General features: G+C 32.5%; 24 protein-coding genes. 13 read left to right on the forward strand and 11 right to left on the reverse strand.

Annotation, left to right across the window (positions count from 1 at the left end; genetic code table 11):
• Nucleotides 1-72 precede the first annotated feature (72 nt).
• Complete coding sequence (locus ACYSNV_RS02385) at nucleotides 73-840, reverse strand: lysophospholipid acyltransferase family protein (RefSeq protein WP_461760957.1); 768 nt, start codon at nucleotides 838-840, stop codon at nucleotides 73-75.
• A 227-nt stretch (nucleotides 841-1,067) separates the two neighbouring features.
• Between ACYSNV_RS02385 and trpS the strand changes: the two genes are divergently transcribed.
• The 4 genes from trpS to ACYSNV_RS02405 all read left to right on the forward strand — a co-directional run bounded on the left by trpS (nucleotide 1,068) and on the right by ACYSNV_RS02405 (nucleotide 4,577).
• Nucleotides 1,068-2,054, forward strand: coding sequence for a tryptophan--tRNA ligase (trpS, locus tag ACYSNV_RS02390; protein ID WP_461760958.1), 987 nt, complete (start codon nucleotides 1,068-1,070; stop codon nucleotides 2,052-2,054).
• 205 nt (nucleotides 2,055-2,259) lie between these two features.
• Entirely contained in the window at nucleotides 2,260-3,183 is a 924-nt protein-coding gene (locus tag ACYSNV_RS02395) for an HU domain-containing protein (protein WP_461760959.1), read from the forward strand.
• Between the two features lie 77 nt (nucleotides 3,184-3,260).
• Nucleotides 3,261-3,776 (forward strand): acyl-CoA thioesterase, encoded by a 516-nt coding sequence (locus ACYSNV_RS02400; protein ID WP_461760960.1) that lies wholly within the window; start codon nucleotides 3,261-3,263, stop codon nucleotides 3,774-3,776.
• A gap of 6 nt (nucleotides 3,777-3,782) precedes the next feature.
• Nucleotides 3,783-4,577 carry a S1/P1 nuclease gene (locus ACYSNV_RS02405; protein ID WP_461760961.1) on the forward strand — a complete coding sequence of 265 codons (795 nt, stop codon included), beginning with the start codon at nucleotides 3,783-3,785 and terminating at the stop codon, nucleotides 4,575-4,577.
• 317 nt (nucleotides 4,578-4,894) lie between these two features.
• On the opposite strand, the gene ACYSNV_RS02410 is transcribed toward ACYSNV_RS02405, so the two are convergent.
• Nucleotides 4,895-6,190, reverse strand: coding sequence for a hypothetical protein (locus ACYSNV_RS02410; RefSeq protein ID WP_461760962.1), 1,296 nt, complete (start codon nucleotides 6,188-6,190; stop codon nucleotides 4,895-4,897).
• 216 nt (nucleotides 6,191-6,406) lie between these two features.
• Between ACYSNV_RS02410 and hflX the strand changes: the two genes are divergently transcribed.
• Complete coding sequence (hflX, locus tag ACYSNV_RS02415) at nucleotides 6,407-7,660, forward strand: GTPase HflX (RefSeq protein ID WP_461760963.1); 1,254 nt, start codon at nucleotides 6,407-6,409, stop codon at nucleotides 7,658-7,660.
• 273 nt (nucleotides 7,661-7,933) lie between these two features.
• Entirely contained in the window at nucleotides 7,934-8,938 is a 1,005-nt protein-coding gene (gene asnA, locus ACYSNV_RS02420; RefSeq protein ID WP_461760964.1) for an aspartate--ammonia ligase, read from the forward strand.
• A gap of 62 nt (nucleotides 8,939-9,000) precedes the next feature.
• Here asnA and ACYSNV_RS02425 read toward each other — a convergent pair whose 3' ends face one another.
• The 5 genes from ACYSNV_RS02425 to ACYSNV_RS02445 all read right to left on the reverse strand — a co-directional run bounded on the left by ACYSNV_RS02425 (nucleotide 9,001) and on the right by ACYSNV_RS02445 (nucleotide 12,418).
• Entirely contained in the window at nucleotides 9,001-9,837 is an 837-nt protein-coding gene (locus ACYSNV_RS02425) for a DUF3078 domain-containing protein (RefSeq protein ID WP_461760965.1), read from the reverse strand.
• Between the two features lie 61 nt (nucleotides 9,838-9,898).
• Complete coding sequence (locus tag ACYSNV_RS02430) at nucleotides 9,899-10,411, reverse strand: DUF2480 family protein (RefSeq protein WP_461760966.1); 513 nt, start codon at nucleotides 10,409-10,411, stop codon at nucleotides 9,899-9,901.
• A gap of 2 nt (nucleotides 10,412-10,413) precedes the next feature.
• Nucleotides 10,414-10,734, reverse strand: coding sequence for an SUF system Fe-S cluster assembly protein (locus ACYSNV_RS02435; protein ID WP_461760967.1), 321 nt, complete (start codon nucleotides 10,732-10,734; stop codon nucleotides 10,414-10,416).
• A gap of 18 nt (nucleotides 10,735-10,752) precedes the next feature.
• Nucleotides 10,753-11,172, reverse strand: coding sequence for a SufE family protein (locus ACYSNV_RS02440; protein ID WP_461760968.1), 420 nt, complete (start codon nucleotides 11,170-11,172; stop codon nucleotides 10,753-10,755).
• A 31-nt stretch (nucleotides 11,173-11,203) separates the two neighbouring features.
• Nucleotides 11,204-12,418 (reverse strand): aminotransferase class V-fold PLP-dependent enzyme, encoded by a 1,215-nt coding sequence (locus ACYSNV_RS02445; RefSeq protein WP_461760969.1) that lies wholly within the window; start codon nucleotides 12,416-12,418, stop codon nucleotides 11,204-11,206.
• 188 nt (nucleotides 12,419-12,606) lie between these two features.
• Between ACYSNV_RS02445 and ACYSNV_RS02450 the strand changes: the two genes are divergently transcribed.
• From ACYSNV_RS02450 to ACYSNV_RS02475, 6 genes are all read left to right on the forward strand, one after another.
• Nucleotides 12,607-13,455, forward strand: a complete 849-nt coding sequence (locus tag ACYSNV_RS02450) for a heme/hemin ABC transporter substrate-binding protein (protein WP_461760970.1) — start codon at nucleotides 12,607-12,609, stop codon at nucleotides 13,453-13,455.
• A 2-nt stretch (nucleotides 13,456-13,457) separates the two neighbouring features.
• A complete protein-coding gene (locus ACYSNV_RS02455; RefSeq protein ID WP_461760971.1) occupies nucleotides 13,458-14,495 on the forward strand; it encodes a FecCD family ABC transporter permease in 1,038 nt (345 codons plus the stop codon).
• A 1-nt stretch (nucleotide 14,496) separates the two neighbouring features.
• Nucleotides 14,497-15,270, forward strand: coding sequence for a heme ABC transporter ATP-binding protein (locus ACYSNV_RS02460; RefSeq protein ID WP_461760972.1), 774 nt, complete (start codon nucleotides 14,497-14,499; stop codon nucleotides 15,268-15,270).
• 10 nt (nucleotides 15,271-15,280) lie between these two features.
• A complete protein-coding gene (locus tag ACYSNV_RS02465) occupies nucleotides 15,281-16,318 on the forward strand; it encodes a hemin-degrading factor (protein WP_461760973.1) in 1,038 nt (345 codons plus the stop codon).
• 391 nt (nucleotides 16,319-16,709) lie between these two features.
• Entirely contained in the window at nucleotides 16,710-17,687 is a 978-nt protein-coding gene (locus ACYSNV_RS02470; RefSeq protein ID WP_461760974.1) for a ribonucleotide-diphosphate reductase subunit beta, read from the forward strand.
• A gap of 45 nt (nucleotides 17,688-17,732) precedes the next feature.
• Complete coding sequence (locus ACYSNV_RS02475; RefSeq protein ID WP_461760975.1) at nucleotides 17,733-19,427, forward strand: ribonucleoside-diphosphate reductase subunit alpha; 1,695 nt, start codon at nucleotides 17,733-17,735, stop codon at nucleotides 19,425-19,427.
• A gap of 332 nt (nucleotides 19,428-19,759) precedes the next feature.
• On the opposite strand, the gene sufD is transcribed toward ACYSNV_RS02475, so the two are convergent.
• The 4 genes from sufD to ACYSNV_RS02495 form a co-directional block, all read right to left on the reverse strand.
• Entirely contained in the window at nucleotides 19,760-21,079 is a 1,320-nt protein-coding gene (gene sufD, locus ACYSNV_RS02480) for a Fe-S cluster assembly protein SufD (RefSeq protein WP_461760976.1), read from the reverse strand.
• Between the two features lie 49 nt (nucleotides 21,080-21,128).
• Nucleotides 21,129-21,875, reverse strand: a complete 747-nt coding sequence (sufC, locus tag ACYSNV_RS02485) for a Fe-S cluster assembly ATPase SufC (RefSeq protein ID WP_461760977.1) — start codon at nucleotides 21,873-21,875, stop codon at nucleotides 21,129-21,131.
• Nucleotides 21,876-21,926: 51 nt separating this feature from the next.
• Nucleotides 21,927-23,375, reverse strand: a complete 1,449-nt coding sequence (gene sufB, locus ACYSNV_RS02490; protein WP_461760978.1) for a Fe-S cluster assembly protein SufB — start codon at nucleotides 23,373-23,375, stop codon at nucleotides 21,927-21,929.
• Between the two features lie 96 nt (nucleotides 23,376-23,471).
• Nucleotides 23,472-23,801, reverse strand: a complete 330-nt coding sequence (locus ACYSNV_RS02495; protein WP_461760979.1) for a HesB/IscA family protein — start codon at nucleotides 23,799-23,801, stop codon at nucleotides 23,472-23,474.
• A 399-nt stretch (nucleotides 23,802-24,200) separates the two neighbouring features.
• Between ACYSNV_RS02495 and ACYSNV_RS02500 the strand changes: the two genes are divergently transcribed.
• Nucleotides 24,201-25,061, forward strand: a complete 861-nt coding sequence (locus ACYSNV_RS02500; RefSeq protein WP_461760980.1) for an MBL fold metallo-hydrolase — start codon at nucleotides 24,201-24,203, stop codon at nucleotides 25,059-25,061.
• Nucleotides 25,062-25,136: the final 75 nt, after the last annotated feature.

Genomic DNA, 25,136 nt, shown 5'->3' on the forward strand with positions numbered 1-25,136 from the left:
ATCTCTTGTAAATCTTATGCTGTCACAAGAGTCCTTGACTCTAATTTTTTTCACTAGTGTTAGTTTTTTATTCTATAAACTCCAACGGGTTTTCAACTCTTTTTCCCAACTATTAACAGGTTGGTAAATCACATTATATGCTTGCTGTTTTAGAATTCTTTTTTCGCTAGCTAACTTATTAGTAGTTAAGATTGGTTCATTAATTATCACTGGAATTCTTCCTGGATATCCTAAACCCCATACAAATGGAAAGTGATATTTCAATCTACCAAATGCAATTGGAACAATAGGAATTTTATGTTCGATAGCCAAGCGAAATGCACCATCTTTAAAATTATCTAATACAACAGTTCGATCATCAGGCACTCCTCCTTCAGGAAAGATACAAATACTTAACCCCTTATCTATTCTTTCTTGAGCACTATTATATACCCCCACTCTACTTCTAGTATCGTTTCGGTCAACTAAAATGCTAGTTTTTCGATAAAAGAAACCAAATAATGGTAAATCTGCTAACTCTTTCTTCCCTACAAAAACAAATGGATTGCGTTTTATAACAATAAGCATTAGCATAATATCCAGCATGGATGTATGATTGGCAATAAACATATAGCTTGCTCCTTTTTCTAAAGAAAAACTTTTTTCTACTTTATACCTCATACCGATTCCATAAAAAGTAAGAATTGCCCAAACACGAGCAAGTTTATAAAAATATGGATATTGTCTTTGTGACCAAATTACTAACAACAAAAAAGGGCTTAGAATCAATATTACAATTACCATCCACATGTAAAACCATATTCTCCATAAACAACTAGCAAGCCAACATAGTACTCTCATAATTTTCATACACTTTTTGGAAGAGTAAATTTAGAAATCTTTCTGGTAACTCCCGTGTTATAAAAATAAAAAGCACAATAATTCCTTAGAAATTAGAAAAATTTCATATACAGAATATTCTCAAGTAAACTTATACCTTACTAACACAACTAATTACCTTGGCAAAACTCTATAATTAATAAAACAAATGATTTATCTTTGCTATTTATTATATAATTCAAAAATCAATGGCTAAAATTCTAACCGGAGTACAAAGCACGGGAACTCCACACTTAGGAAATCTCTTAGGAGCTATTCTTCCCGCAGTGGAAATGGCTAATAACAAGGAGAATATTTCTTTTCTTTTTATTGCCAATTTACATTCCGCAACCCAGATTAAAGACGCAAAAACATTACAAGAAAACACCTATAGTGTAGCAGCAACCTGGCTTGCTTGTGGTTTAGATATTAATCATGTCACATTTTATCGCCAAAGTGACGTTGCGCAAACCACCGAATTAACGTGGTATCTTAGTTGTTTTTTCCCATATCAGCGTCTAACATTAGCCCATTCTTTTAAAGACAAAGCTTCGGTATTGTCCGATGTTAATGCTGGTTTGTTTTACTATCCAATGCTAATGGCGGCTGATATTTTACTTTATGACGCACAATATGTACCTGTAGGTAAAGATCAATTGCAGCACATAGAAATTACAAGAGATGTTGCAACTAGGTTTAATAATCAAATGGGAGAAACTTTTGTCTTACCCGAGGCAAAAATTTCAGAACAAGTTATGATAGTACCAGGTACAGATGGAAATAAAATGAGTAAATCGAGAAACAATACCATCAATATTTTTCAAAGTGATAAAGCTTTACGAAAACAAATAATGAGTATTGAGACAGATAGTACACCATTAGAAGACCCTAAAGACCCAGATACTTGTAATGTTTTTATCATCTACAAACTCCTAGCAACTCCTGAGCAAGTAGAGCAGATGAGAAACAATTATTTAGGTGGAAATTATGGCTATGGTCATGCAAAACAGGCCCTGTATGAACTAATCGTAGAAAAATTTGCCACCATTAGGCAAAAGTACGACTACTATATAAACAACTTAGAAGAAGTTGATAAACTTCTCCAAATTGGAGCTGAAAAAGCCTCTAAGGTAGCAACCCAAACTCTAAATAGAGTAAGAGAAAAACTTGGCTATGGACAATTACCTATCAAATAAATATCAACCACCTATTTTTAGGTGGTTTTTTTTAATCCCTTATTTTTACATTAGTTAGTTACTTACTTTCGTATTTGTAATTTGCTTTAAAATTTTCTGGAAATACCAGATGTTTTTTTTAAAAATAAAGAGCTAATAAAGTAATAATGAGATTATTGTTATATATTTATTTGTTTTATAAATGCAATGGTGTAATTTTGTAATTATGAGGATAGAAAAATACATATCGGATTTAATGTTTCGTTATCAATGTGTGGTAGTCCCAGGCTTTGGGGCATTTTTAACGCAGAATCAGCCTGCTTACTACGATGAGAAAGCCGATGCCTTCTTTCCTCCCTTTAGAAGACTTTCTTTTAATGTCAATATTATTTACAATGATGGTCTTCTTGCACATCATATCGCATCAGATATGAAAATCTCGTACGAACAAGCTCTAGATTTAATATATCAACAAACATCTAAGTGGATGGAAGATTTAAAAACTCTTGGCCACTTAAACTTGGATCAAATAGGAGAGATACAACTTTTAGAAGATAACGTTTTAATGTTCTCGCCCGCTGGTGATTCAAGTTTTAAAAAAACTTCTTTTGGGTTGAGTGCAGTAACAGCTTTTCGAATTGATAGATCATTACCGGTAGTTTCAAATAAAAAAACAGTTAAGTTAAAACCAAAATATAATCTACTACCCTATGTAGCTAGTGTAGCTATTTTAACGGGCGTTGGTTACTTTTTATTTCAAAATGGATATGATTCCTATAAAAATTACCAAGATTTAGAAATACAAAAGAAAGTACAGGTACAACTAGAAAATCAAATTCAACAGGCTACATTTTTTATCGAGCCCACAGCAAAGGTTGTAAACTTACCTGTAGTTGAAAAACAAGATAAGACTCCCCTGGCTACACCGTATTATATCATAGCTTGTGCTTTTAGAAATCAAGACGCTGCAAATTCCCAAGCTGAAAAGTTAAAAGAATCAGGTCATGACCACGCACTAGTACTTCCTAGAAGTAAGTATGGAATGTATCCTGTTGCATACGGGGGCTTTACAGACAAGGAATCTGCTCAAAGTGAGCTTAGGAAAATACATAAGAAATCCAACAAAGATGCTTGGATTTTAGTACAATAAAAGTTAAACCTTAATCCCTTAACCAAAAGTTAAGGGATTTTTTGTTTAATGTCATTATATTTGTGGAAAATTTATAAATGGAAGCTAAATTAGTATCAGAATCGGCAACCTTAATGACCGATTTAGTTTTACCCGGTGAAACGAATCCCTTAAACAATATGTTTGGTGGAGAGCTACTTGCACGTATGGATAGAGCAGCTGGTATAGCCGCTAGACGTCATTCTCGAAGAGTTTGTGTAACTGCTTCTGTAAATCACGTAGCATTTAATAGACCTATTCCTCTTGGAAGTGTAGTTAGTGTGGAGGCGAAAATATCGCGAGCTTTTAATACTTCTATGGAAGTTTACCTTGATGTTTGGATTGAAGATCGAGAATCTGGAAACAAAATAAAAGCCAACGAAGCAATATATACCTTTGTAGCTGTTGATGATACAGGACACCCTGTTGTTGTTCCGGAAATTATTCCAGAGACCAAACTCGAAAAAGAGCGCTTTTTAGGAGCACTTAGAAGAAAACAATTAAGCTTAGTTATCGCAGGTAAAATGCTACCTAGTGATGCTATAGAATTAAAAGCATTATTTAACGAACAATAATTTAAAATGAAGAAAATCTTATTTTTTGTAATAGCAGCACTATTTACATTACAGACATCAAATGTTTTTGCATGGGGGACAACTGGACACAGAGTTGTAGCAGAAATTGCACAACGAAACTTAAGTAAAAAGGCTAAAAAACAATTAAAAGAAATCATTGGTGATCAACAATTAGCATATTGGGCAAACTGGCCTGATTTTATAAAATCAGATCCAAGCTTTAAATTTGCAGACGGTTGGCATTATGTTAATATGCCAGGGGGATTAGATAGACAAGCTTTTGATATTGCTTTGGAACAATCCACTGATGCAAATGCTTACAAAAGAGCTTTGCTACTAATCGATGAGTTAAAAAATAAAGATTTAACCCTAGAAGAAAAACAACAAAAATTATATTTCTTAATTCATATTATTGGAGATCTTCATCAACCAATGCACGTAGGAAGACCTGAAGATTTAGGAGGAAATAGAGTAAAAGTAGAATGGTTTAGAAAACCAACTAATTTACACTCTTTGTGGGATTCTGCTTTAGTAGATTTTGACAAGTATAGCTATACAGAATATGCAACAGTATTAGATGTACATGGAAAGAAATATAACAAAGAAATTTCTAAAGGAAATTTAAATGATTGGATTTTTGAATCCTATAATGTTGCAGAACAACTTTATGCTAGTGTACAAGACGATAATAGTAGTTCATTAAGCTACGGATATCATTATGATTTTAAAGACACCATAGAGGATTCCCTACTAAAAGGAGGTATTCGCTTAGCTGATGTTTTAAATGATATTTTCAAGTAAAAAACTTACATAAAAAACTATAAAAAGTCGGAGGGATAAAACTTCCGACTTTTTTATTTTAAATAAATTCCCTTTAACCCAAAGTCTTAAGAATTAGAATTAGAAGTAAAAATAGATTTAATTTAAAAAAAGGATTTTCAACGATTTATCCGATGATACATATATCAAACTACTTACGAGAAAATCGATAACTCTAATCAAGGGGCTTTATACATAAAAACTACTCAGTAATCTTGTATTATTTGAGTAATTAAAATAAAAAAGGTGGACACAATGAATTGTATCCACCAAATACTATCAAATTGTATCTAACAAAATTATCTTGAATAAGAACTCCTACTACTGTTAGAGCTTCCAGAATTAGATCTAGAGGATCCACTACTTGTTCTTGAAGACTTGCTTGAATTAGAAGAATTAGAAGGACTACTATAAGAGCTTCTTGAACTAGAAGGGCTACTATAAGAGCCTCTAGAATTAGAAGAACTAGCAGGCACACTATAAGAGCTTCTTGAGCTAGAACTTCTACTAGAATTTATATTACTACTTGTACTATTTCCACTTGAACTTCTAGTATATCCTGAGGATGAACTAGTAGTTCCTCGAGAATAACTAGGACTAGATGAATAGGAACCTGTGTTACCACTTGAGTAAGAAGATCTACTTGTATTCGAGCTAGTATTACTTGAGTAATTTCCACGACTATTTGTAGAGGCACTAGATCCATTTGAGTTAGTATCTCTAGTATAAGAAGTTCTACTAGAACTAGAAGAAGAACTACCGTTAGAATAATAAGGATTTCTATCCGAATCAGTAACTGGCGTACGGTTATTTGAACTTGATTTAACAGCGTAAGAGCTTCTACTAGTTGCTGAATTATATCTATCGTAATGGTTTACATAATTAGCATCCTTGTATTTAGTTCTAAAATCTCTATCTGGATATTGACGTTCATAATAATCATTTCGATTATTCTTATATAGAGTTCTTGCTCTGTTACTATATCTATAAGGGTGATATAAATAATTGTTATTGTAATTAATATGGTTATGTATATGACCTATATAAATATTAGTCGCATAAGGGTTATAATTATAATAGTAACTTGGATAATAACCCCAATTCCAGGAAGAATAATATGGTCTATAGGAATTAGTCCAAAATAATGAAAAAATGGGTGGCCTAGAAACATATACAGGCTCATAAATATAGTTGGGCCCATAAAGAAATGAGTTTCCAACTACCTGTATATACACATTACCACGTTTTTTTTGCTTTTCCACCTCAATGGTCGCAATATCCTGATACATATCTTGTCCCAAGACAGATTGAATTACAATAAGGTGTGTATTGCCTTCAACTAATTCAACTACTCTTAAGTAATCTACATATCCGTCGTTATTTAAATCTAAATTGGATATTCTAGACTTAGGATCATTTAAACGGTATTCGAAATCAGCTAAATCACTCGAGTCTCCAAATATAGATGCTACAGCTTGTAGGTCTAAATTATCACTTATATCATAACTGTTTGCTGTTACCGTGGTTTTTTGTGCCTGCACTTGCAAAAAACTAACAAATGCAAAAACAAGTACTATATATTTTTTAATTTGCATAATTCTAATTTTTTAAATAAACTTATATACTAACTACAATAAACATACCAATGTTTTAGCAAGTTAAGCAAAAGCAACTCATTAAATTATAAATAAAACTTAAATTAATACAGTGAAATATTAAATAAGCCACAAAAAATATAATTACACACAAATTTAATACCTTTGTTATACAGTCTTACATTTTTACTAATTTTGTAATATATACATAGTTCTATGATTGAAAGAGAAGAAACAAATTTTGAACGTTCTGTAATAGTTGGCATTATTACAAAAGACCAAGATGAAGCCAAGTTACAAGAGTATTTAGATGAATTAGAGTTTTTAACTTTTACTGCTGGAGGACAAGTTTTTAAACGTTTTTCACAAAAATTAGAAAAACCAAATCCTAAAACTTTTGTAGGAACAGGAAAAATTGAGGAAATACATCAGTATATCGTAGAAAATAATATTCATACGGTAATTTTTGACGACGAATTAACACCTGCTCAACAAAAAAACATATCTAGAATTCTAGACTGTAAAGTCTTAGACCGTACCAACTTGATACTCGATATTTTTGCACAAAGAGCACAAACCTCGTATGCCCGAACACAAGTAGAACTTGCGCAATTTCAGTATTTATTACCAAGATTATCTGGAATGTGGACTCACTTAGAACGTCAACGAGGAGGTATTGGGATGAGAGGTCCTGGAGAAACAGAAATTGAAACAGACAGACGTATAGTTAGAGATCGAATTACCCTACTAAGAGAGAAACTAAAAGTTATCGATAAGCAAATGGCCTCTCAAAGAGGAAACCGTGGAGCTATGGTTCGAGTTGCTTTAGTGGGATATACCAACGTTGGAAAATCGACTCTAATGAATGCCCTTGGAAAGAGTGAAGTATTTGTAGAAAATAAATTATTTGCTACATTAGATACTACCGTTAGAAAGATTGTTATTGGTAATCTTCCTTTTTTACTTTCCGATACAGTTGGCTTTATTAGAAAGCTACCTACACAATTAGTAGAATCCTTTAAAAGTACCTTAGATGAGGTTCGTGAGGCAGATTTATTAATTCACGTGGTGGATATCTCACATCATGACTTTGAGAATCATATTGAATCGGTTAACCAAATTCTTAAAGATATAAAATCCATAGATAAACCTACCCTAATGGTTTTCAACAAAATAGATGCTTATGAACATGAAACAATCGAACAAGATGATTTAATAACCGAGCGTACATCTAAACACAATACCATAGAGGACTGGAAACGAACATGGATGAATAAAGTTGGGCAAGATAATGCCGTATTTATTTCAGCAACCCAAAAAGATAATTTTGAAGAGTTGAGAAAAAAAGTATACGAAGCCGTAAGAGAAATACATGTAACAAGGTTTCCTTATAACGATTTTCTGTATCCAGATTATGATCATTTACAAGCCAGTGAAGGCCCTTTGGATATCGATCATGAAGAAATTTAAATAATATTAGCTTTTTTAAATGCTAGTTATAAAAATTTTATTACTTTTACCCTAATCATAAAAAGATTATATGTATCAATCATTAAACAATAATAACGCTAATAATAATTTGAATTGTGTATACAATCCAAAGGGGCTTGCTATTGTTTTTGATTTAAGTTAATTATATATTATTTCATTATCCGTTTAAAAGCTCCTTTTAATAAAAGGGGCTTTTTTTTATGCCTATTTTTTTCAAAAACATTCCAATTATAAATCATATCTAAATTTATCATGAGTAAAAAAGAAATTTTACAAACCGAGAAAGCCATAGCTTTAGTAAAACAGACCTTTTCTAAAAAGTTATGCGATGCCCTAAACCTTTACCCCATATCTTCCCCAATGATTGTAAGAGAAGGAACAGGAATCAATGACGATCTTAGTGGAAAAGAGCGTGCAGTTTCCTTCCCTGTAAAATTCTTAAATGACAATCGTGCCGTAGTAGTGCACTCTTTGGCTAAATGGAAAAGAATTAGACTCAAAGAATTAAATTTAGACCCTTTAGAAGGAATTCTAACAGATATGAAGGCCTTAAGACCAGATGAAAGCACAAGTGACATTCACTCAATTTATGTAGATCAGTGGGATTGGGAGTTAACAATAACCAAACATCACAGAAATATTTCCTATTTAAAAGATGTAGTAAATCGAATCTATCAAAGTTTAAAACAAACAGAACAAATCGTATATCAAGAATTAGCTATCAAGCCAGTTTTACCAGAAAAAGTTACCTTTATATATGCACAACAAGTTTTAGATAAATATCCAGAACTTACACCAAAACAAAGAGAACACGCTATTGCAAAAGACTATGGTGCAGTTTTTATAATAGGTATTGGTGCAAATCTTAGTAATGGTCAGCCGCATGATAAAAGATCTGCCGATTATGATGATTGGAGTACTAAAAATCAAGATAATTATCTAGGTCTAAATGGTGACCTTCTTGTTTGGGATGAATTACGTGAACAATCCATCGAACTATCTTCCATGGGGATTAGAGTAGATAAACAAGCTTTATTACATCAATTAGAGCTAGAATCCTTACAAGATAGAAGTAACTTATTTTATCATAACTTACTTCTAACCGATCAACTACCACTTTCAGTCGGTGGAGGTTTGGGCCAATCTAGAATCTGTATGTTCTTATTAAAGAAAAAACATATTGGCGAGGTTCAAGCAAGTATTTGGCCAGAACATGTCAAAAAAGATGCTCATGAAAAAGGTATTCATTTATTATAAAAAGCAAACCCCCAGAGAAATCTCTGGGGGTTTGCTTTTTATTTTAAATTTTAACTTTAATTCTAGAATGTAAAATTAACTCCTACACCTAACATCTCTCGAATTTGAAAACCACTAAAGGCTTGATCATCATAAATTGTTTGAAAAGTGAAGTTTGTCGATAAGTACTTATTTATAGACATTACAATATTTAATTGATAATCTAAAACAATGTTTCCGGGCTTATCCAGATAATTCGAATACAAATTAATAATATTTTCCATGGAAACATTTTCCATAATATTTAATTTGTAATAACCACTTAAAGACATACCTAATTGGTATTCCAATGTTTTACCTTGCTTCACCCCAAAAGAGTCATGAAACTCCGTAAAATGCTTATGAACCATAATGAATCTCGAAGTTGCAGGAGCGATATTAACTTTTAGATTTTCCGACTTTTGCCAAAGTAAACCTGGACCAATTTGCAAGTAAGCAGGAGACATAAAGTGTGAATTACTAATTCCATCTTTATCATAACCAGTATCTAACTGAGTCTTAAAGTTAGCAAAAGCAGAGTAATACCAATTGCCTTGCATTTGTTTTCCTAAAAGAGAATTAATCTCCAAACGATCATTCGTTTTCTTTTCTTGCTCCCCCTTTAACTTAGTTAAACCGTAGTTAACTTGAATTTTATTATCCCAAGTCCAATCTTCTTTGGCATAATTAATATCATAATTTACATTCAAATTACCAGAAACAGTGTTATCTCCACCTGCTTGCCAATTTGAAAAACTAGATTGATTTAACAAAATTCCAACGTTACCACTACTTTTCCATGGTTTTTGAACTTCAGAATCCTGAGCTTGAATAGCTAAAGTAGAAAATAGCCCTAAAAGGCAAAAAATAAGTTTTTTCATAACAGTATTATTTGCCTCCAAAATTAGTTACTTAACTAAAGAGTTCCAAAAATAACGTTAATTATTTAAGGGATCTTTTAAAAATTGGCACAGCCGAACAAGCCTCACCAAACATCACCGACCTTGCATATTTAATCATTTCTTGCGTAGCTTGAATGTATGCTTGCTCGGGAATTGGATGTTTAGAACAACCCTTTATAATTACCGGTAAGTCTTGGTAGATACTAAAATCTATTTTATTTATAATATCATGGTAAATACTTTGATTTACCATTTCCATATTTCCTAAAAAGACTTCTTTCGCTATTCCCTGAAGGTGACTGGTTACAAGCATATAAGCCCATTGTGGCAGGATAGCATCTGTTGAACAAAAAAGTCCTACATAGGCATCTTTATACACAGACCAATCAAATTGTTTTAAATACGTTCTAAACTCTTTTTCACGAAGAACAAACCCTTCATAAAGCCACTGGGCAATATCTATTTCCATTCTAGCATTAACTGGGTAATAATCCTCTAGATCAAAAACCTTTAAAATACTATTGGCAACTTTATTTACGATTTCTCCTTCCATAATTATAACATTCCTAGTTCTAATTTTGCCTCTTCACTCATTAAATCTTTTGACCAAGCTGGGTCAAAAGTCAATTCAACTTCCACATCTTTAACCTGGTCTATTGACTTTACTTTCTCCTCTACCTCCATAGGTAAAGACTCCGCTACTGGACAATTAGGCGAGGTTAATGTCATTAAAATCTTTACATCGTGATCTTCATTTACAAAAACATCATAAATAAGGCCTAATTCATATATATCTACAGGAATTTCGGGATCATATATTGATTTTAAAACCGAAACGATATTCTCTCCTAGTTGTTGTACATCTATTTCTTGCATAAGATTATTACTTTGATATTAATTTTTAGCTTGGTAGGCTAAAGCATACATTCTAATTTGTTTGATCATTGACACAAGCCCATTGGCTCTCGTTGGCGATAAATGCTCTTTTAAACCGATCTTATCAATAAAATCCAAATCCGCATTAACGATATCCTGAGCTGATTGTCCTGAAAAAACACGAATTAAAATAGCTATTATTCCTTTTGTTAAAATCGCATCACTGTTAGCTGTAAAAAAGATTTTTCCATCTTTTTGTTCTGCGTGTAGCCATACTTGAGATTGACATCCTTTAATTAAGTTTTCCTCAATTTGATATTTAGAATCAATTAAAGGCAAACTCTTCCCTAAGTCAATGATGTATTCGTATCGCTGCATCCAATCGTCAAACATAGAAAACTCGTCAATGATCTCTAATTGTGTTTCTTTGATTGTCATATTATATATTATTTTTGTATGTTTTTTTGTTTTAAGATAGCATTTCTTGTGCTTTTTTTACTGCCTGCACAAGAATATCAATTTCTTGCTTGGTATTGTAAAAACTGAAAGAAGCACGCACTGTTCCAGGTATTTTAAAAAAGTCCATAATAGGTTGAGTACAGTGATGACCAGTTCGAACAGCAACACCTAATTTATCAATAATCACCCCAACATCATATGGATGAATCCCTTGTAAATTAAAGGAGATCACCGCTGCTTTATGTTGTGCTGTACCGTAAATTTTCAAACCTGGAATCTGCAAAAGTTGTTGAGTAGCATATTGCAATAATTCATCTTCATAAGCTTGTATTTTATCCAAACCTATTTGATTTAAATAATCAATAGCAAATCCTAAAGCAATCCCGCCCGCAATATTAGGAGTCCCTGCTTCGAATTTATGTGGTAAACAAGCATATGTAGTATGTTCAAAAGTAACGGTCTTTATCATTTCTCCCCCTCCTTGATAAGGTGGTAGTTGATTCAACCAGCTCTCTTTACCGTATAAAACCCCAGTTCCTGTGGGACCACATATTTTATGTCCTGAAAACACATAAAAATCACAATCTAAATCTTGCATATCAGGTTTTAAATGTGGTGTTGCCTGTGCACCATCAATCAAAACAGCTGCTCCAACGCTATGAGCTTTTTCAATAATATCTTTAATAGGGTTTATAGTACCCAAAGCATTCGAGGTATGGGTTATTGCGACAATTTTAGTGTTTTGAGTCAATAAAGAATCTAATTCATCTAAAACTAATTCTCCTTTTTCGTTCATTGGAATTACTTTCAATGAAGCCCCACTTTTCTGTGCTGCAAACTGCCAAGGCACGATATTAGAATGGTGCTCTAAATAGGAGATTAAAATCTCATCACCTGGTTTTAAAATCTGTCCAAAACCATTTGCAACAAGGTTAATTCCAAAGGTAGTTCCCGATGTAAAAATAACTTCTTGTAAATGTGGAGCGTTAATATGATTCTTCACCTTTTCCCTAGCTAACTCGTAAGCATCGGTAGCCAGCTGACTCAGGGTATGTACTCCGCGATGAATATTTGCATTTATAGTTTGGTAGTATTCTTGAATTGCATTTAAAACAACTTTTGGTTTTTGTGAAGTCGCAGCATTATCAAAATATACTAAAGGTTTGCCATTTACCTTTTCTTGTAAAATAGGAAAGTCGTCTCTGATGGCTTTTATATCTAACATATTACTCTTCATTTAATTATAAAAATAAAACCTTTTGGAATCTCCATGGTTATTTAATAGCAAAGATACGCATAACTAAGTATCTCAGAACATAATAATAATTTAAAATTAATCTAAATATGTTTTGTAACAAATCAAAAAGATTCTACATTTGTATTAATTTAGATTTAAAACAAATAAGAATAATAATGAAAAAGATAACTTTACTATCTTTACTAGTCTTAGTACTAGTAGCTTGTCAAAAGCAAAAAACATCAAACACTCCACAAGAGACCCAAACACAAAGAATCATATCGTTAAATGGTTCTATAACTGAAACCTTGGAAGCTCTTAACTACGGTAAAGATATCATAGCTGTAGACGTTACAAGTACTTATCCAGAGTACATAAAACAAAATGCCCAAGATCTTGGACATGCTACCAAAATATCAGCAGAAAGCATATTGGCATTGCAACCCACTAGTGTATATGCCAGCTCAAAGGATATTAATGAACAAACCTTACAACAATTATCTAATGCTGGGGTTAAGGTTCAGATTATTGACCAAGAGTTTTCATTAGAGGGAACCAATAAAATGATAGAACAAGTAGCAAAAAGTCTAGATAATACTTCTTATCCTGAAATCGTTTCAAAAATCGAAAAAGAATCTAACGATATTATCCCTTTTGAACATACCCCTTCTGTATTATTTATATACGCAAGAGGAACCTCAGTTATGATGGTTGCTGGTCAAAACACACCTATAGATGCTATGATAACTCTTGCAGGTGCTAAAAATGCTGTACAAGGTTTTAATGACTATAAACCTCTAACACCTGAGGCTCTTATCCAGGCTAATCCGGATTATATCTTATTATTTACAACCGGATTAGAAAGTCTTGGAAACATAGAGGGTATATTACAAATCCAAGGAGTTGAACAAACAAATGCTGGAAAAAACAAACAAATTATAGCTATGGATGGTCAGTTTTTAAGTGGATTTGGCCCAAGAGTTGGACAAGCAGTTAAAGAGCTTAACTTATTATTACAGCCTTAAAAATGCAAAAAAAGCTAGGTTTATATATTATCGTACTAACCTCTATTCTTTTAGTTATTAGTGTATTATGTTTGTTTATTGGAGTGTATCAATTTGAATATAGTCCTTTACAAACCTGGGTCAAAATTATTTTCCCAGATCCCAACATGCCAATTTCACTAAACGACAGATACATCTTATTACAGCTAAGATTACCACGAGTTATCATGGCTTTATTAATAGGTTCAGGTTTAGCTATATCTGGTACAGTACTTCAAGGGCTATTTAAAAACCCTCTTGCTTCACCAGATTTAATTGGGGTTACTGCCGGATCTGTTTTATTTGCAGCAGTCACAATTGTTTTAGGATCTTATATCAAACCTTATATCCCAGAACTTCTACACTACTCCCTTTTAAGTATAATGAGTTTTGTTGGTGCTATGATAACCATGGTTTTTGTCTATCGTATCTCCACTGTTAAATCAAAAACCAATGTAGGACTATTACTACTTAGTGGAGTTGCTATCGCTGCTTTAAGTGGAGCTGCAACTGGTTTACTAACTTATATATCTACCGATGAAGAGTTAAGAAATTTAAGCTTTTGGACACTTGGCAGTCTAGCAGGTGCATCTTGGAATAAAAATATAATTCTAGCCTTAGTAGTACTTCCAAGCGCTTTTATTCTAATTCGCTATGGTAAAGCTCTAAATGCAATGATGTTGGGGGAAAAAGACGCACAACACTTAGGGATTTCCGTTGAAAAGGTAAAAAAAAGAATTATACTACTTTCAGCTTTAATAGTTGGAACTAGTGTAGCCTTTGCGGGTAGCATCGGATTTGTGGGTTTAATAGTACCTTACATTCTTAGAATACTTTTTAATTCAAATTACACTGTAATTCTCCCTCTTGGCTTTATTTGCGGAGCTATTCTACTTGTTGTATCCGATACTATTAGTAGAAGTATTATACCTCCTTCTGAAATTCCAATTGGTATATTAACTGCGATATTAGGTGCTCCAGTATTAATAAGCATCTTAATTCGTACCAAGAAAAAATTTTAATATGATACAGGCAACTAAAATAAATTTTAAATACAAAGAGCATTATTTAATTAATGGCATAGATTTTAGCTGTGAAAAATCAGAATTAATTGCAGTAATTGGACCTAATGGAGCTGGAAAATCAACCTTTTTAAATCTACTGGCCAATGAAGTAAAGCAAAAAGGAAATGAGATTTTATTTAAAACATGCCATTACGATAATTGGTGTCATAAAGAACTTCCAAAACATAAAGCTAAATTTTCACAAGCCAACAGTACCGATATTCCCCTTAGTGTTGAACAAGTAGTTACTATGGGAAGATATCCCTATTTTCAAAATGACCCTAGTAACACGGATAAACAGGTTGTTGAAGAATCAATGAAATGCTTGGATATCTGTAAATACAAACACACGGAATACAATCACCTTTCAGGAGGTGAGAAACAAAGAGTTCACCTGGCCAGAGTTCTTGCTCAATTAAATAATAATATTGAAAACAAACTATTATTTTTAGACGAGCCGTTAAACAACTTAGATGTATTACACCAACATAAAATACTAAACCTATTAAAGGACTTTACAAGTCAAGGTAACACAGCTATTGTTATTATTCATGATCTAAATCTTGCAAGTCAATATGCTGACAAAATTTTACTACTTGACAAAGGAAGTAAAGTAAGTTATGATAAACCTCAAGAAGTTTTACAAGAACATATCATAACCAAAGTATATCAATTACCCTGTGTAGTAACAAAACATCCTTTAAAAAATAACCCGCTAATACTATTTGGCTAATAATTAAAATATGAATACACAAACAACCATTTTAAAACAAAACTGGGAAGAATTAAAAAAAGAAAACCCACACATTCGCATAAGAAATGCAGCTCAAACTCTTGGGGTAAGTGAAATGGAATTACTTGCTACTCAAGTAGGAGAAACAGTAACTACATTATCTCCTGATTTTAAAGAAATCCTTAGCCAAGTAGAATCTCTTGGAAAGGTAATGGCTCTTACTCGCAATGATCAATGTGTGCATGAAAGAAAAGGAGTATATGAAAACCCTGATTTTACATCTCCACACGCAAGCCTTTTTGTTAACCCTGATATTGATTTAAGAATTTTTCTTAGTCACTGGAAATATGCTTTTTCAGTAAGTGAACTAGCAAGAGGGAAACAAAGAAAAAGTCTTCAGTTTTTTGCTAAAGATGGTTCAGCTGTACATAAAATTTACTTAACTGAACAAAGCAATCAAGAGGCTTTCGACAAATTAGTGCAAGACTTTAAAGCCATGGAGCAACATCCAAGCTATACCATGGAATCTTACAGTGAAAACAAAGCCGAACTTCCTGATTCACAAATAAATAAAGAGGAATTCACTAAAGGATGGTTAGAATTAAAAGACACCCATGATTTTTATATGTTATTGGCAAAAAATAGGGTAAGCCGCACGCAAGCCTTACGCCTAGCGCCTGAAGGTGATTATGCTAAAAAAATAACAAAAGAGTCCATTGTAACTATGCTGGAGAAATCAGTAGAAACTAAAACTCCTATTATGGTTTTCACTGGAAACAAAGGTATAATACAAATTCATACTGGTGAAATCTATAAAACAATGTGGCACCAAAACTGGTACAATATAATGGACCCAGATTTCAACATGCACTTAGATATGGATAAAATTGACCAAGTTTGGGTAGTTAGAAAGCCTACTGAGGATGGTATGGTTACCTCTATTGAAGTATTTGATGATAAAGGTGATATTATTGTACAGTTTTTTGGAAAAAGAAAACCTGGAGTACCTGAATTAGAATCTTGGAGAGAAATTGTAGCTTCTCTTTAAATAGTTATACAAATACCTAATACTAGATACTAGTTTTTAGTTAACATATAAATACCCTGAAAAAAGTTAAACACTTTTTCAGGGTATTTTTTTATCATTGAAATCTATAAACTATTCTTTAAAAAAAATCTTAATTAACGGACACACCGCCATTACTGGACTCATCAAATATTTGACAAATACAAAACTTAAAACAAATTTAGTTATCAACATTATTTGATAAGTATTTTCCTTTTTAATTCAAATAAGCTTGACATTCAGATTTTCAAATTGTACTTTGCATAAGTTAAGCATTATTTTTACTTAATAGTTCATTGCTTTGAATTTCAAGCTTTAACTAAGTTGTGTTAAAATGAAAAGCTTATAGAAATAATTTTAATAAAGTGTTGCTATGTCTATTTTTGATAAAAGAGTTAATTACAAGCCATTTGAATACCCTGGTATTTATACATTCACAGAGGCTATTAATAAATCATTTTGGGTACACAGTGAGGTAGACTTCACTGCAGACACACAAGATTTCCATTCGCATTTGAGCCTGGAGGAACAAACTGCAATTAAACATAGTTTACTGGCTATTGCACAAATAGAAGTAGCTGTAAAAACCTTTTGGGGAAATCTATATTTGCACTTTCCAAAACCTGAATTTAATGGATTAGGAAGCACTTTTGCTGAATGTGAATTTAGACACTCTGAAGCTTATTCTCGTTTATTAGATGTTTTAGGATATAACGATGAGTTTGAAGACTTGCTTTGCATACCAGTAATCAAAAAACGTGTAGACTATTTATCTACTGTACTTGAAAATTCTAGAGATACTACCAACAGAAAAAAATATGTGGTTTCTCTTATTTTATTTTCCTTGTTAATAGAGAACGTATCTTTGTTTAGTCAGTTTGCTATTATTTTATCTTTTACCCGTTTTAAAGGATTGATGAAAAACGTTAGCAACATTATAGCATGGACCTCCGTGGATGAACAAGTACATGCTAATGCTGGTATTTATATCATAGATATTATTCGTAAAGAGTTCCCTGATTTTTTCGACCAAGAGTTAATAGATCACGTAAATCAAGTAGTAAAACACTCTATCGAGATTGAAAGTGAAATTTTAGACTGGATATTTGAAAGCGGAGAAATTGAAACGGTAAATAAACAGGATTTACTAAACTTTATGAAATTCCGAGTAGATGAAAGTATGGTAAAAATTGGCTTAGATAAAGTCTATAACATTACATCGGATCAATATAAGCCAATGGCATGGTTTGAAGAAGAAGTTTTCGCAAATAGTCTTGATGATTTCTTTGCTAAAAGACCCGTGGATTACACCAAACATGATAAGAGTATCTCAGCAGACGATCTTTTCTAAATAATATATTACCCATTTATCCATTATTTCTTAATACTAAATAATATGAATACGACATTACCTCTCATAGATAACGAAAAAACAGACTCTCAATATCCAAAACTTTGGTGGAAAAATTCAGAAAGTGAGCAAATCCTTAACAGAGGATATTTATTAAAAGGAGAAACCGTTGAAGGTGCGATTGATAGAATTTGTACCGCTGCGGCTAAACGTCTTTATAAGCCAGAATTAAAAGAGTCTTTCCAAGAAATGATAGAAAGAGGTTGGATGAGTTTAAGTTCTCCTATTTGGGCTAATATGGGTACAGAAAGAGGATTACCTATCTCATGCTTTAATGTTCATATTCCTGACAGTATAGAAGGAATCACGCATAAACTTGGTGAGGTAATCATGCAAACAAAAATTGGTGGAGGTACATCTGGTTATTTTGGTAATTTACGTGAACGAGGCAGTGCTGTAACAGATAACGGTAAGAGTAGTGGAGCTGTTAGTTTTATGAAGCTTTTTGATACAGCAATGGACACTATTTCTCAAGGAGGTGTACGTAGAGGAGCTTTTGCAGCATATTTAGATATTGATCACCCAGATTGTGAAGAATTTTTACAAATAAAAAGCATTGGAAGTCCTATTCAAAACCTTTTCTACGGAGTTAGCATACCTGATTATTGGATGCAAGAAATGATAGATGGTGATCAAGAAAAAAGAAGTTTATGGGCTAAAGTTTTAGAGAGTAGACAACAAAAAGGTATGCCATATATTTTCTTTTCTGACAATGTAAATGGAAATAAACCACAAGTCTACAAGGACCTTAATATGCGTATTAACGCTAGTAATTTGTGTTCTGAGATAATGTTACCTTCTTCCTCTGATGAATCATTCATTTGTTGTTTATCTTCTATGAACTTAGAGTTATATGATGAATGGAAGGATACAGAAGCTGTAAAATTGGCCATCTATTTCTTAGATGCTGTCTTACAAGAGTTCATTGAAAAAACAGAAGGTAATTATTACCTAGCATCTGCTAATCGATTTGCCAAACGTCATCGTGCTTTAGGTTTAGGTGTACTAGGTTGGCATTCGTATTTACAAAAGAATATGATACCTTTTGAAGGATTAGAAGCCAAAATGCTTACCAACAAAATTTTTGCAGATATTAGTGCAAAAGCAGATAAAGCATCACAAGATTTAGCAAGAATATATGGAGAGCCTGAAATACTAAAAGGGTATGGTAGAAGAAATACTACTACTATGGCGATTGCTCCAACTACTTCTTCCTCTGCAATATTGGGCCAAACTTCTCCAGGAATTGAACCTTTTAGTAGTAACTACTACAAAGCAGGATTAGCAAAAGGCAATTTTATGCGTAAAAATAAATACCTTACAGCTCTTTTGGTTGAAAAAGGATTAGACAATGAAGAGACATGGAGAAATATAATGCTCTCTGGTGGTAGTGTTCAACAATTAGAGGGACTGACCCAAGAAGAAAAAGCAGTGTTTAAGACTTTTAAAGAAATTTCTCAATTAGAACTTATACAACAAGCTGCCATAAGACAAAAATATGTAGATCAATCCCAAAGCTTGAACCTAAACATTCCTTCTGCGTTACCTATCAAGGAAGTTAATAAATTAATGATTGAGGCATGGAAGTTGGGAGTAAAAACTTTATACTACCAACGTAGTCAGAGTGTATCTAAAGAAATGGTAACAAATTTAGTTAACTGTAGCAGCTGCGAATCTTAAATTAAAAATACTACAGAAAAGGGATAAGCTTATTTTATAGAAATAAGCTTATCCCTTTTTTTGTTTTAAAAACTATAATTAGCAAACTATCTATGCTATTTATTAATTCTTATGCGTCGTTTAAATAAAATAGCTAAAACGGGCTGTAATTAGTCTTAAACAGCATACTGATTAACAAGTAAGCCATCGTAAAAGTTAAATGATTAAAACGATATTAATTTCACCCTATCTTTTGATTAAAATTCTACATCGAAGTTACTTTTAATATTAAAAAAAAGAGCTACTTAAATAAGTAGCTCTTTTATATTGTATTATCATTAAAGCTTAGTTGTTTATAGATCTAAATCCATTGAAACTCCCAATTTCCCTCCGATAATCGAAGATACTTTTTTCTTTAATTCTGGAATTTTTATAGACTCTAATACCTCATCGGTAAAAGCATACATTAGTAAAGCTTTAGCCTCTTGTTTGCCTATTCCACGTTGACGCATGTAAAATAATGCTTCCATATCAAGTTGTCCAATAGTACAACCATGCGAACATTTTACATCATCTGCAAATATCTCAAGTTGAGGTTTGGCATAAATAGTTGCTTTATCGGTTAACAAGATATTGTTGCTTTGCTGAAAACCATCCGTTTTTTGAGCAATCTTATCAACGTAAATCTTTCCATTGAATACTCCTACCGAATTACCATCATAAATACCTTTATAATTCTGGTGACTCTCACAATTTGGTTGATTATGAGACACTAGAGTATAATGATCTACATGTTGTTTCCCCCCGATTAAAGTAATTCCTTTTAATGTACTATCTATATGTTCCCCGTTTTGATAAAAGTTTAAATTATTTCTAGTCACTTTTCCACCAAAACTAAATGTATGTACAGAAACAAAAGTATTATCTTGTTGATCAATAAAAGTATTATCAATTAAAGAAGACTCCAAAACATCGTCTTGTAACTTATAATAATCTACCTGAGCTGTTTTTTCTGCAAAGATTTCTGTTACTACGTTAGTAAAACTATTAGCCTGACCAATATTCTGGTGACGCTCATATACTCTGACTTGTGCGTTTTGTCTTGCTATTACTAAGTTTCTAGGTTGAACAAAGATAGCTTTATCTGCAGAAGTAGTAAAGTACAGAATCTGTACTGGTTTTGACAAAACCTTACTTTTTGCTAGACTAATAAAAGCTCCTTGCTGAGCAAACGAGGTATTTAAAGCAGTCAAGCTATCTTGTTTATCAGCAACTTGATTATAATACTGTTCAATATCTTGCTGATATTCAGGTTCATTAAGAGCCTGCGATAAAGAGCAAACGGTAATCCCTGGTTCGAAGTATTTCTGTGAAAGTTCTTCGCAAAAAACACCATTTATAAAAATTAATTTATAACTATCAGTTTCTTGTAAAATATAAGGCTTAACTAATTCTAGTATATCACCATTTACTTGATTCTCAAAAGAGAATTCTTGTTTTAAAATTGCATTTAAAGAAGTATACTTCCAAGCCTCTAATTTCTTGCTTGGAAATCCCTTTTCAGTAAAAGTCTTTAGAGCTTGTGAGCGAATCGGTTTCAACACATTATGCTCTGTGTTTAGTTCCTTGTCAAAAGCTGTAAAAGACGTAATTAATTTATCTTTTAGTTCCATGTTCTTACAATTAGATTAAAATGAATAATGAATAATTAAATCAGATAGACTATAAAGAGTCCTTAATCCAATCGTATCCCTTTTCTTCTAATTCTAATGCTAGTTCCTTACCACCTGTTTTTACAATTTTCCCATCATATAAAACGTGTACATAATCAGGTACAATATAATCTAAAAGACGTTGGTAGTGTGTAATTAAAATTACGGCGTTATCTTTGCTTTTTAACTTATTTACACCATTGGCAACAATTCTTAAAGCATCAATATCTAACCCCGAATCTGTCTCATCTAATATGGCAATTTTAGGATCTAACATGGCCATTTGAAAAATCTCATTACGCTTTTTCTCACCACCAGAGAAACCTTCATTTAAAGAACGTGATAAGAATTTTCTATCTATTTCTAACAATTCAGCTTTTTCCTTTATTTGCTTTAACATTTCACTAGCTGGCATTTCTTCTAAACCTTGGGCCTTTCTAGTTTCATTTATAGCAGTTCTAATAAAGTTAGTAACTGATACTCCAGGAATTTCAACCGGATACTGGAAAGATAAAAAGATTCCTTTATGTGCTCTCTCCTCTGGATCTAGCTCAACTAAATTCTCTTTATCTAGAATAATTTCACCTTGAGTTACCTCAAAAGCCTCGTTTCCGGCAATAACAGAAGATAAAGTACTTTTCCCTGCTCCGTTTGGCCCCATAATTGCATGAACCTCTCCTGGTTTAACTTCTAAATTGATTCCTTTTAATATTTCTTTATCTTCAACACTTGCGTGTAAGTTTTTTATCTGTAACATAAGATTGTTTTTTAATTTTTGAGAATGAGTTTTAACTTGGTTGTGTGATTATTATCCAACACTTCCTTCTAAAGAGATTTCTAACAACTTCTGCGCCTCTACCGCAAATTCCATTGGTAGCTTATTAAGTACTTCTTTAGAGAAACCATTTACAATTAATGCAATTGCTTTTTCTGTTGAAATACCTCTTTGGTTACAATAGAAAATCTGATCTTCTCCAATTTTACTTGTTGTAGCCTCATGCTCAATTTGACCAGTTGAATTCTTTGATTCAATGTAAGGGAAAGTATGTGCTCCACACTCATTACCCATTAATAGAGAGTCACATTGAGAGAAATTTCTTGCATTCTCTGCTCTTGGTCCAATAGATACCAAACCTCTATAACTATTTTGAGATTTTCCGGCAGAAATACCTTTAGAGATAATTGTACTCTTAGTATTCTTACCTAAATGAATCATTTTGGTACCTGTATCTGCTTGTTGGTGATTATTAGTAACAGCAATCGAGTAAAATTCCCCTATAGAGTTATCTCCTTTTAAAATACATGAAGGATACTTCCAGGTTACCGCTGAACCTGTTTCAACTTGTGTCCATGATATTTTTGCATTTTTCTCACAAATACCACGCTTAGTCACAAAGTTAAAAACTCCCCCTGTACCTTCTGCATCACCAGGGAACCAGTTTTGAACTGTTGAGTATTTAATTTCTGCATCATCTAAAGCTATTAATTCAACAACCGCAGCATGTAATTGATTCTCATCTCTTGAAGGAGCTGTACACCCTTCCAAATAAGATACATAACTACCTTGATCGGCAATAACTAAAGTACGCTCAAATTGCCCCGTACCAGCTTGGTTAATACGGAAATAGGTTGATAATTCCATAGGACATCTAACTCCTTTTGGAATGTAACAAAACGAACCATCTGAGAACACTGCCGAATTTAATGCAGCATAGAAGTTATCGGTTTGTGGTACAACCGTTCCTAAATATTTCTTTACTAATTCAGGATGTGTTTTAACAGCCTCAGAAATAGAACAAAATATAATTCCTTTCTCGGCTAGGGTTTCTTTAAAAGTAGTGGCTACAGAAACCGAGTCCATCACAATATCAATAGCCACACCGGCTAAACGCTTTTGCTCTTCAATTGAGATCCCAAGCTTATTGAATGTTTCTATTAACTCTGGATCTACCTCATCTAAACTTTCGTATTTATCTTTCTTTTTTGGAGCTGAATAATAAGAGATCGCCTGAAAATCTGGTTTTGTATATTTTACGTTTGCCCATTCCGGCTCTTCCATACTTTGCCAAATTCTAAAAGCTTCCAAACGCCATTGTGTCATCCACTCTGGTTCTTCTTTCTTTTGAGAAATAGCTCTTACAACATCCTCATTTAAACCAATAGGAAATGTCTCTGATTCTATATCTGTATAAAACCCATACTCATATTCCTTAGTTTCTAATTCTTTCTTTAAATCTTCTTCTGTATACTTGCTCATATTTTAATACTTAAAAGCAATTCATAATTATGCCCTTAGTTAAATAATAATTCTTAATAGAACAAGAGTGTGAGTTTGTTCCATTTTTTGTTGCTTTTATAACGAAAAGCTCTCGCCACAACCGCAAGTTCTACTTGCATTTGGATTGTCAAAGTAAAAACCTTTTCCATTTAACCCTCCTGAATAATCAAGAGTTGTTCCTACTAAATATAAAAAGCTTTTTTTATCTACAACGATTTTAACTCCGTTATCTTCGAAAACTTTATCATTTTCGTTTAATTCTCGGTCAAACTTTAATTGATAAGAAAGACCCGAACAACCACCGCTTGTTACCCCTACACGTACATAATCCTCAATAGGATTAAAGCCTTCATCTTCCATAAGAAGAGCTACGCGTTTTCTTGCTAAATCTGAAACTTTTATCATACGTTGTTTAATCTAGATTAATTCTAAAAATCTATCTGCAAAGGTATTATAAAAAAATGGTTTATGGTAGTAACTAACATATTTATAACGATTAGAAGTTTTAATACTAATATCAATAAAAACTATCAAGCCAAACGCATAATGATTATTTAAAATGAACCCTATTGGCATATTAACTAGTTATTTAGGAACCGATAAATTTTATGTAATGTATTAATTTTAATGCTTTTGGCTTAAAAAAAGATTTTTTATGTAATTGTTTTTAATCTCTTATCATCTATTTTTTTTAATGATAATCATCTTAGTGAATTTCATTTTTTATACCTACAAGTAATTTATTTATTGTTGTGCTTACAATATTTGCTTATTTTGCGTATCAAATCTAAAAACTAGTCAATTATGAAACTACATAGCATAGAAAGCGGAAATTTTAAGCTAGATGGTGGTGCAATGTTTGGAGTTGTTCCTAAATCAATATGGAACCGAACCAATCCAGCAGATAATAATAATTTGATTGATCTTGCCGCTCGCTTACTATTAATAGAAGATGGTAATAAATTAATATTAATAGACACGGGAATGGGCGACAAACAAAGTGAAAAATTTTTTGGCTACTATAGTCTATGGGGAGATCACTCTTTAGAGAAGTCCTTAAAACAAAAGGGATTTAGTCCTGAAGATATCACCGATGTTTTTTTAACACATTTGCATTTTGATCATGTAGGAGGAGCTGTAAAACATAATATGCACAAAACGGGGTACGAAAATACATTTAAAAATGCTAAGTATTGGTCAAATAAACAACACTGGCAGTGGGCTACTAATCCAAACCCAAGAGAAAAAGCTTCTTTTTTACCCGAAAATATTTTGCCTATAGAACAAAGTGGGGCTTTAAATTTTATTCAAACTCCATCTTTAGATATTTTAAAAGATTCTCCTCTTGGTTTTGATGTGTTTTTTGCTGACGGTCATACCGAAAAACAAATGATTCCTATTATTAATTACAAAGATCACACAATAGCTTATAGCGCAGATTTACTACCTACAGTAGGGCATATTCCCCTTGCTTATGTAATGGGATATGACACAAGGCCGTTGCTTACTTTAGATGAAAAGCAGAAGTTTTTACAATTAGCAGCAGACAATAACTGGTATATTTTCCTTGAACATGATGCACACAATGAAATTATCACCTTACAACATACTGAAAAAGGAGTACGACTAAAAGATACTTTTAAAGCCGCTGATATATTAATTTAATGTTAAGACGCTTTAAAAGGCTTTATATTTCTTTTTTTTAAAACATTTTTACATCACAATTTTTAAACTAACAAT

It is taken from the genome of Myroides sp. LJL119, assembly GCF_054871605.1.

Excerpts from the sequence above, each read along its gene's own strand:
- ACYSNV_RS02385 (WP_461760957.1), bottom strand. The coding sequence starts at position 840 with ATGAGAGTACTATGTTGGCTTGCTAGTTGTTTATGGAGAATATGGTTT.
- trpS (WP_461760958.1), top strand. The coding sequence starts at position 1,068 with ATGGCTAAAATTCTAACCGGAGTACAAAGCACGGGAACTCCACACTTA.
- ACYSNV_RS02395 (WP_461760959.1), top strand. The coding sequence starts at position 2,260 with ATGAGGATAGAAAAATACATATCGGATTTAATGTTTCGTTATCAATGT.
- ACYSNV_RS02400 (WP_461760960.1), top strand. The coding sequence starts at position 3,261 with ATGGAAGCTAAATTAGTATCAGAATCGGCAACCTTAATGACCGATTTA.
- ACYSNV_RS02405 (WP_461760961.1), top strand. The coding sequence starts at position 3,783 with ATGAAGAAAATCTTATTTTTTGTAATAGCAGCACTATTTACATTACAG.
- ACYSNV_RS02410 (WP_461760962.1), bottom strand. The coding sequence starts at position 6,190 with ATGCAAATTAAAAAATATATAGTACTTGTTTTTGCATTTGTTAGTTTT.
- hflX (WP_461760963.1), top strand. The coding sequence starts at position 6,407 with ATGATTGAAAGAGAAGAAACAAATTTTGAACGTTCTGTAATAGTTGGC.
- asnA (WP_461760964.1), top strand. The coding sequence starts at position 7,934 with ATGAGTAAAAAAGAAATTTTACAAACCGAGAAAGCCATAGCTTTAGTA.
- ACYSNV_RS02425 (WP_461760965.1), bottom strand. The coding sequence starts at position 9,837 with ATGAAAAAACTTATTTTTTGCCTTTTAGGGCTATTTTCTACTTTAGCT.
- ACYSNV_RS02430 (WP_461760966.1), bottom strand. The coding sequence starts at position 10,411 with ATGGAAGGAGAAATCGTAAATAAAGTTGCCAATAGTATTTTAAAGGTT.
- ACYSNV_RS02435 (WP_461760967.1), bottom strand. The coding sequence starts at position 10,734 with ATGCAAGAAATAGATGTACAACAACTAGGAGAGAATATCGTTTCGGTT.
- ACYSNV_RS02440 (WP_461760968.1), bottom strand. The coding sequence starts at position 11,172 with ATGACAATCAAAGAAACACAATTAGAGATCATTGACGAGTTTTCTATG.
- ACYSNV_RS02445 (WP_461760969.1), bottom strand. The coding sequence starts at position 12,418 with ATGTTAGATATAAAAGCCATCAGAGACGACTTTCCTATTTTACAAGAA.
- ACYSNV_RS02450 (WP_461760970.1), top strand. The coding sequence starts at position 12,607 with ATGAAAAAGATAACTTTACTATCTTTACTAGTCTTAGTACTAGTAGCT.
- ACYSNV_RS02455 (WP_461760971.1), top strand. The coding sequence starts at position 13,458 with ATGCAAAAAAAGCTAGGTTTATATATTATCGTACTAACCTCTATTCTT.
- ACYSNV_RS02460 (WP_461760972.1), top strand. The coding sequence starts at position 14,497 with ATGATACAGGCAACTAAAATAAATTTTAAATACAAAGAGCATTATTTA.
- ACYSNV_RS02465 (WP_461760973.1), top strand. The coding sequence starts at position 15,281 with ATGAATACACAAACAACCATTTTAAAACAAAACTGGGAAGAATTAAAA.
- ACYSNV_RS02470 (WP_461760974.1), top strand. The coding sequence starts at position 16,710 with ATGTCTATTTTTGATAAAAGAGTTAATTACAAGCCATTTGAATACCCT.
- ACYSNV_RS02475 (WP_461760975.1), top strand. The coding sequence starts at position 17,733 with ATGAATACGACATTACCTCTCATAGATAACGAAAAAACAGACTCTCAA.
- sufD (WP_461760976.1), bottom strand. The coding sequence starts at position 21,079 with ATGGAACTAAAAGATAAATTAATTACGTCTTTTACAGCTTTTGACAAG.
- sufC (WP_461760977.1), bottom strand. The coding sequence starts at position 21,875 with ATGTTACAGATAAAAAACTTACACGCAAGTGTTGAAGATAAAGAAATA.
- sufB (WP_461760978.1), bottom strand. The coding sequence starts at position 23,375 with ATGAGCAAGTATACAGAAGAAGATTTAAAGAAAGAATTAGAAACTAAG.
- ACYSNV_RS02495 (WP_461760979.1), bottom strand. The coding sequence starts at position 23,801 with ATGATAAAAGTTTCAGATTTAGCAAGAAAACGCGTAGCTCTTCTTATG.
- ACYSNV_RS02500 (WP_461760980.1), top strand. The coding sequence starts at position 24,201 with ATGAAACTACATAGCATAGAAAGCGGAAATTTTAAGCTAGATGGTGGT.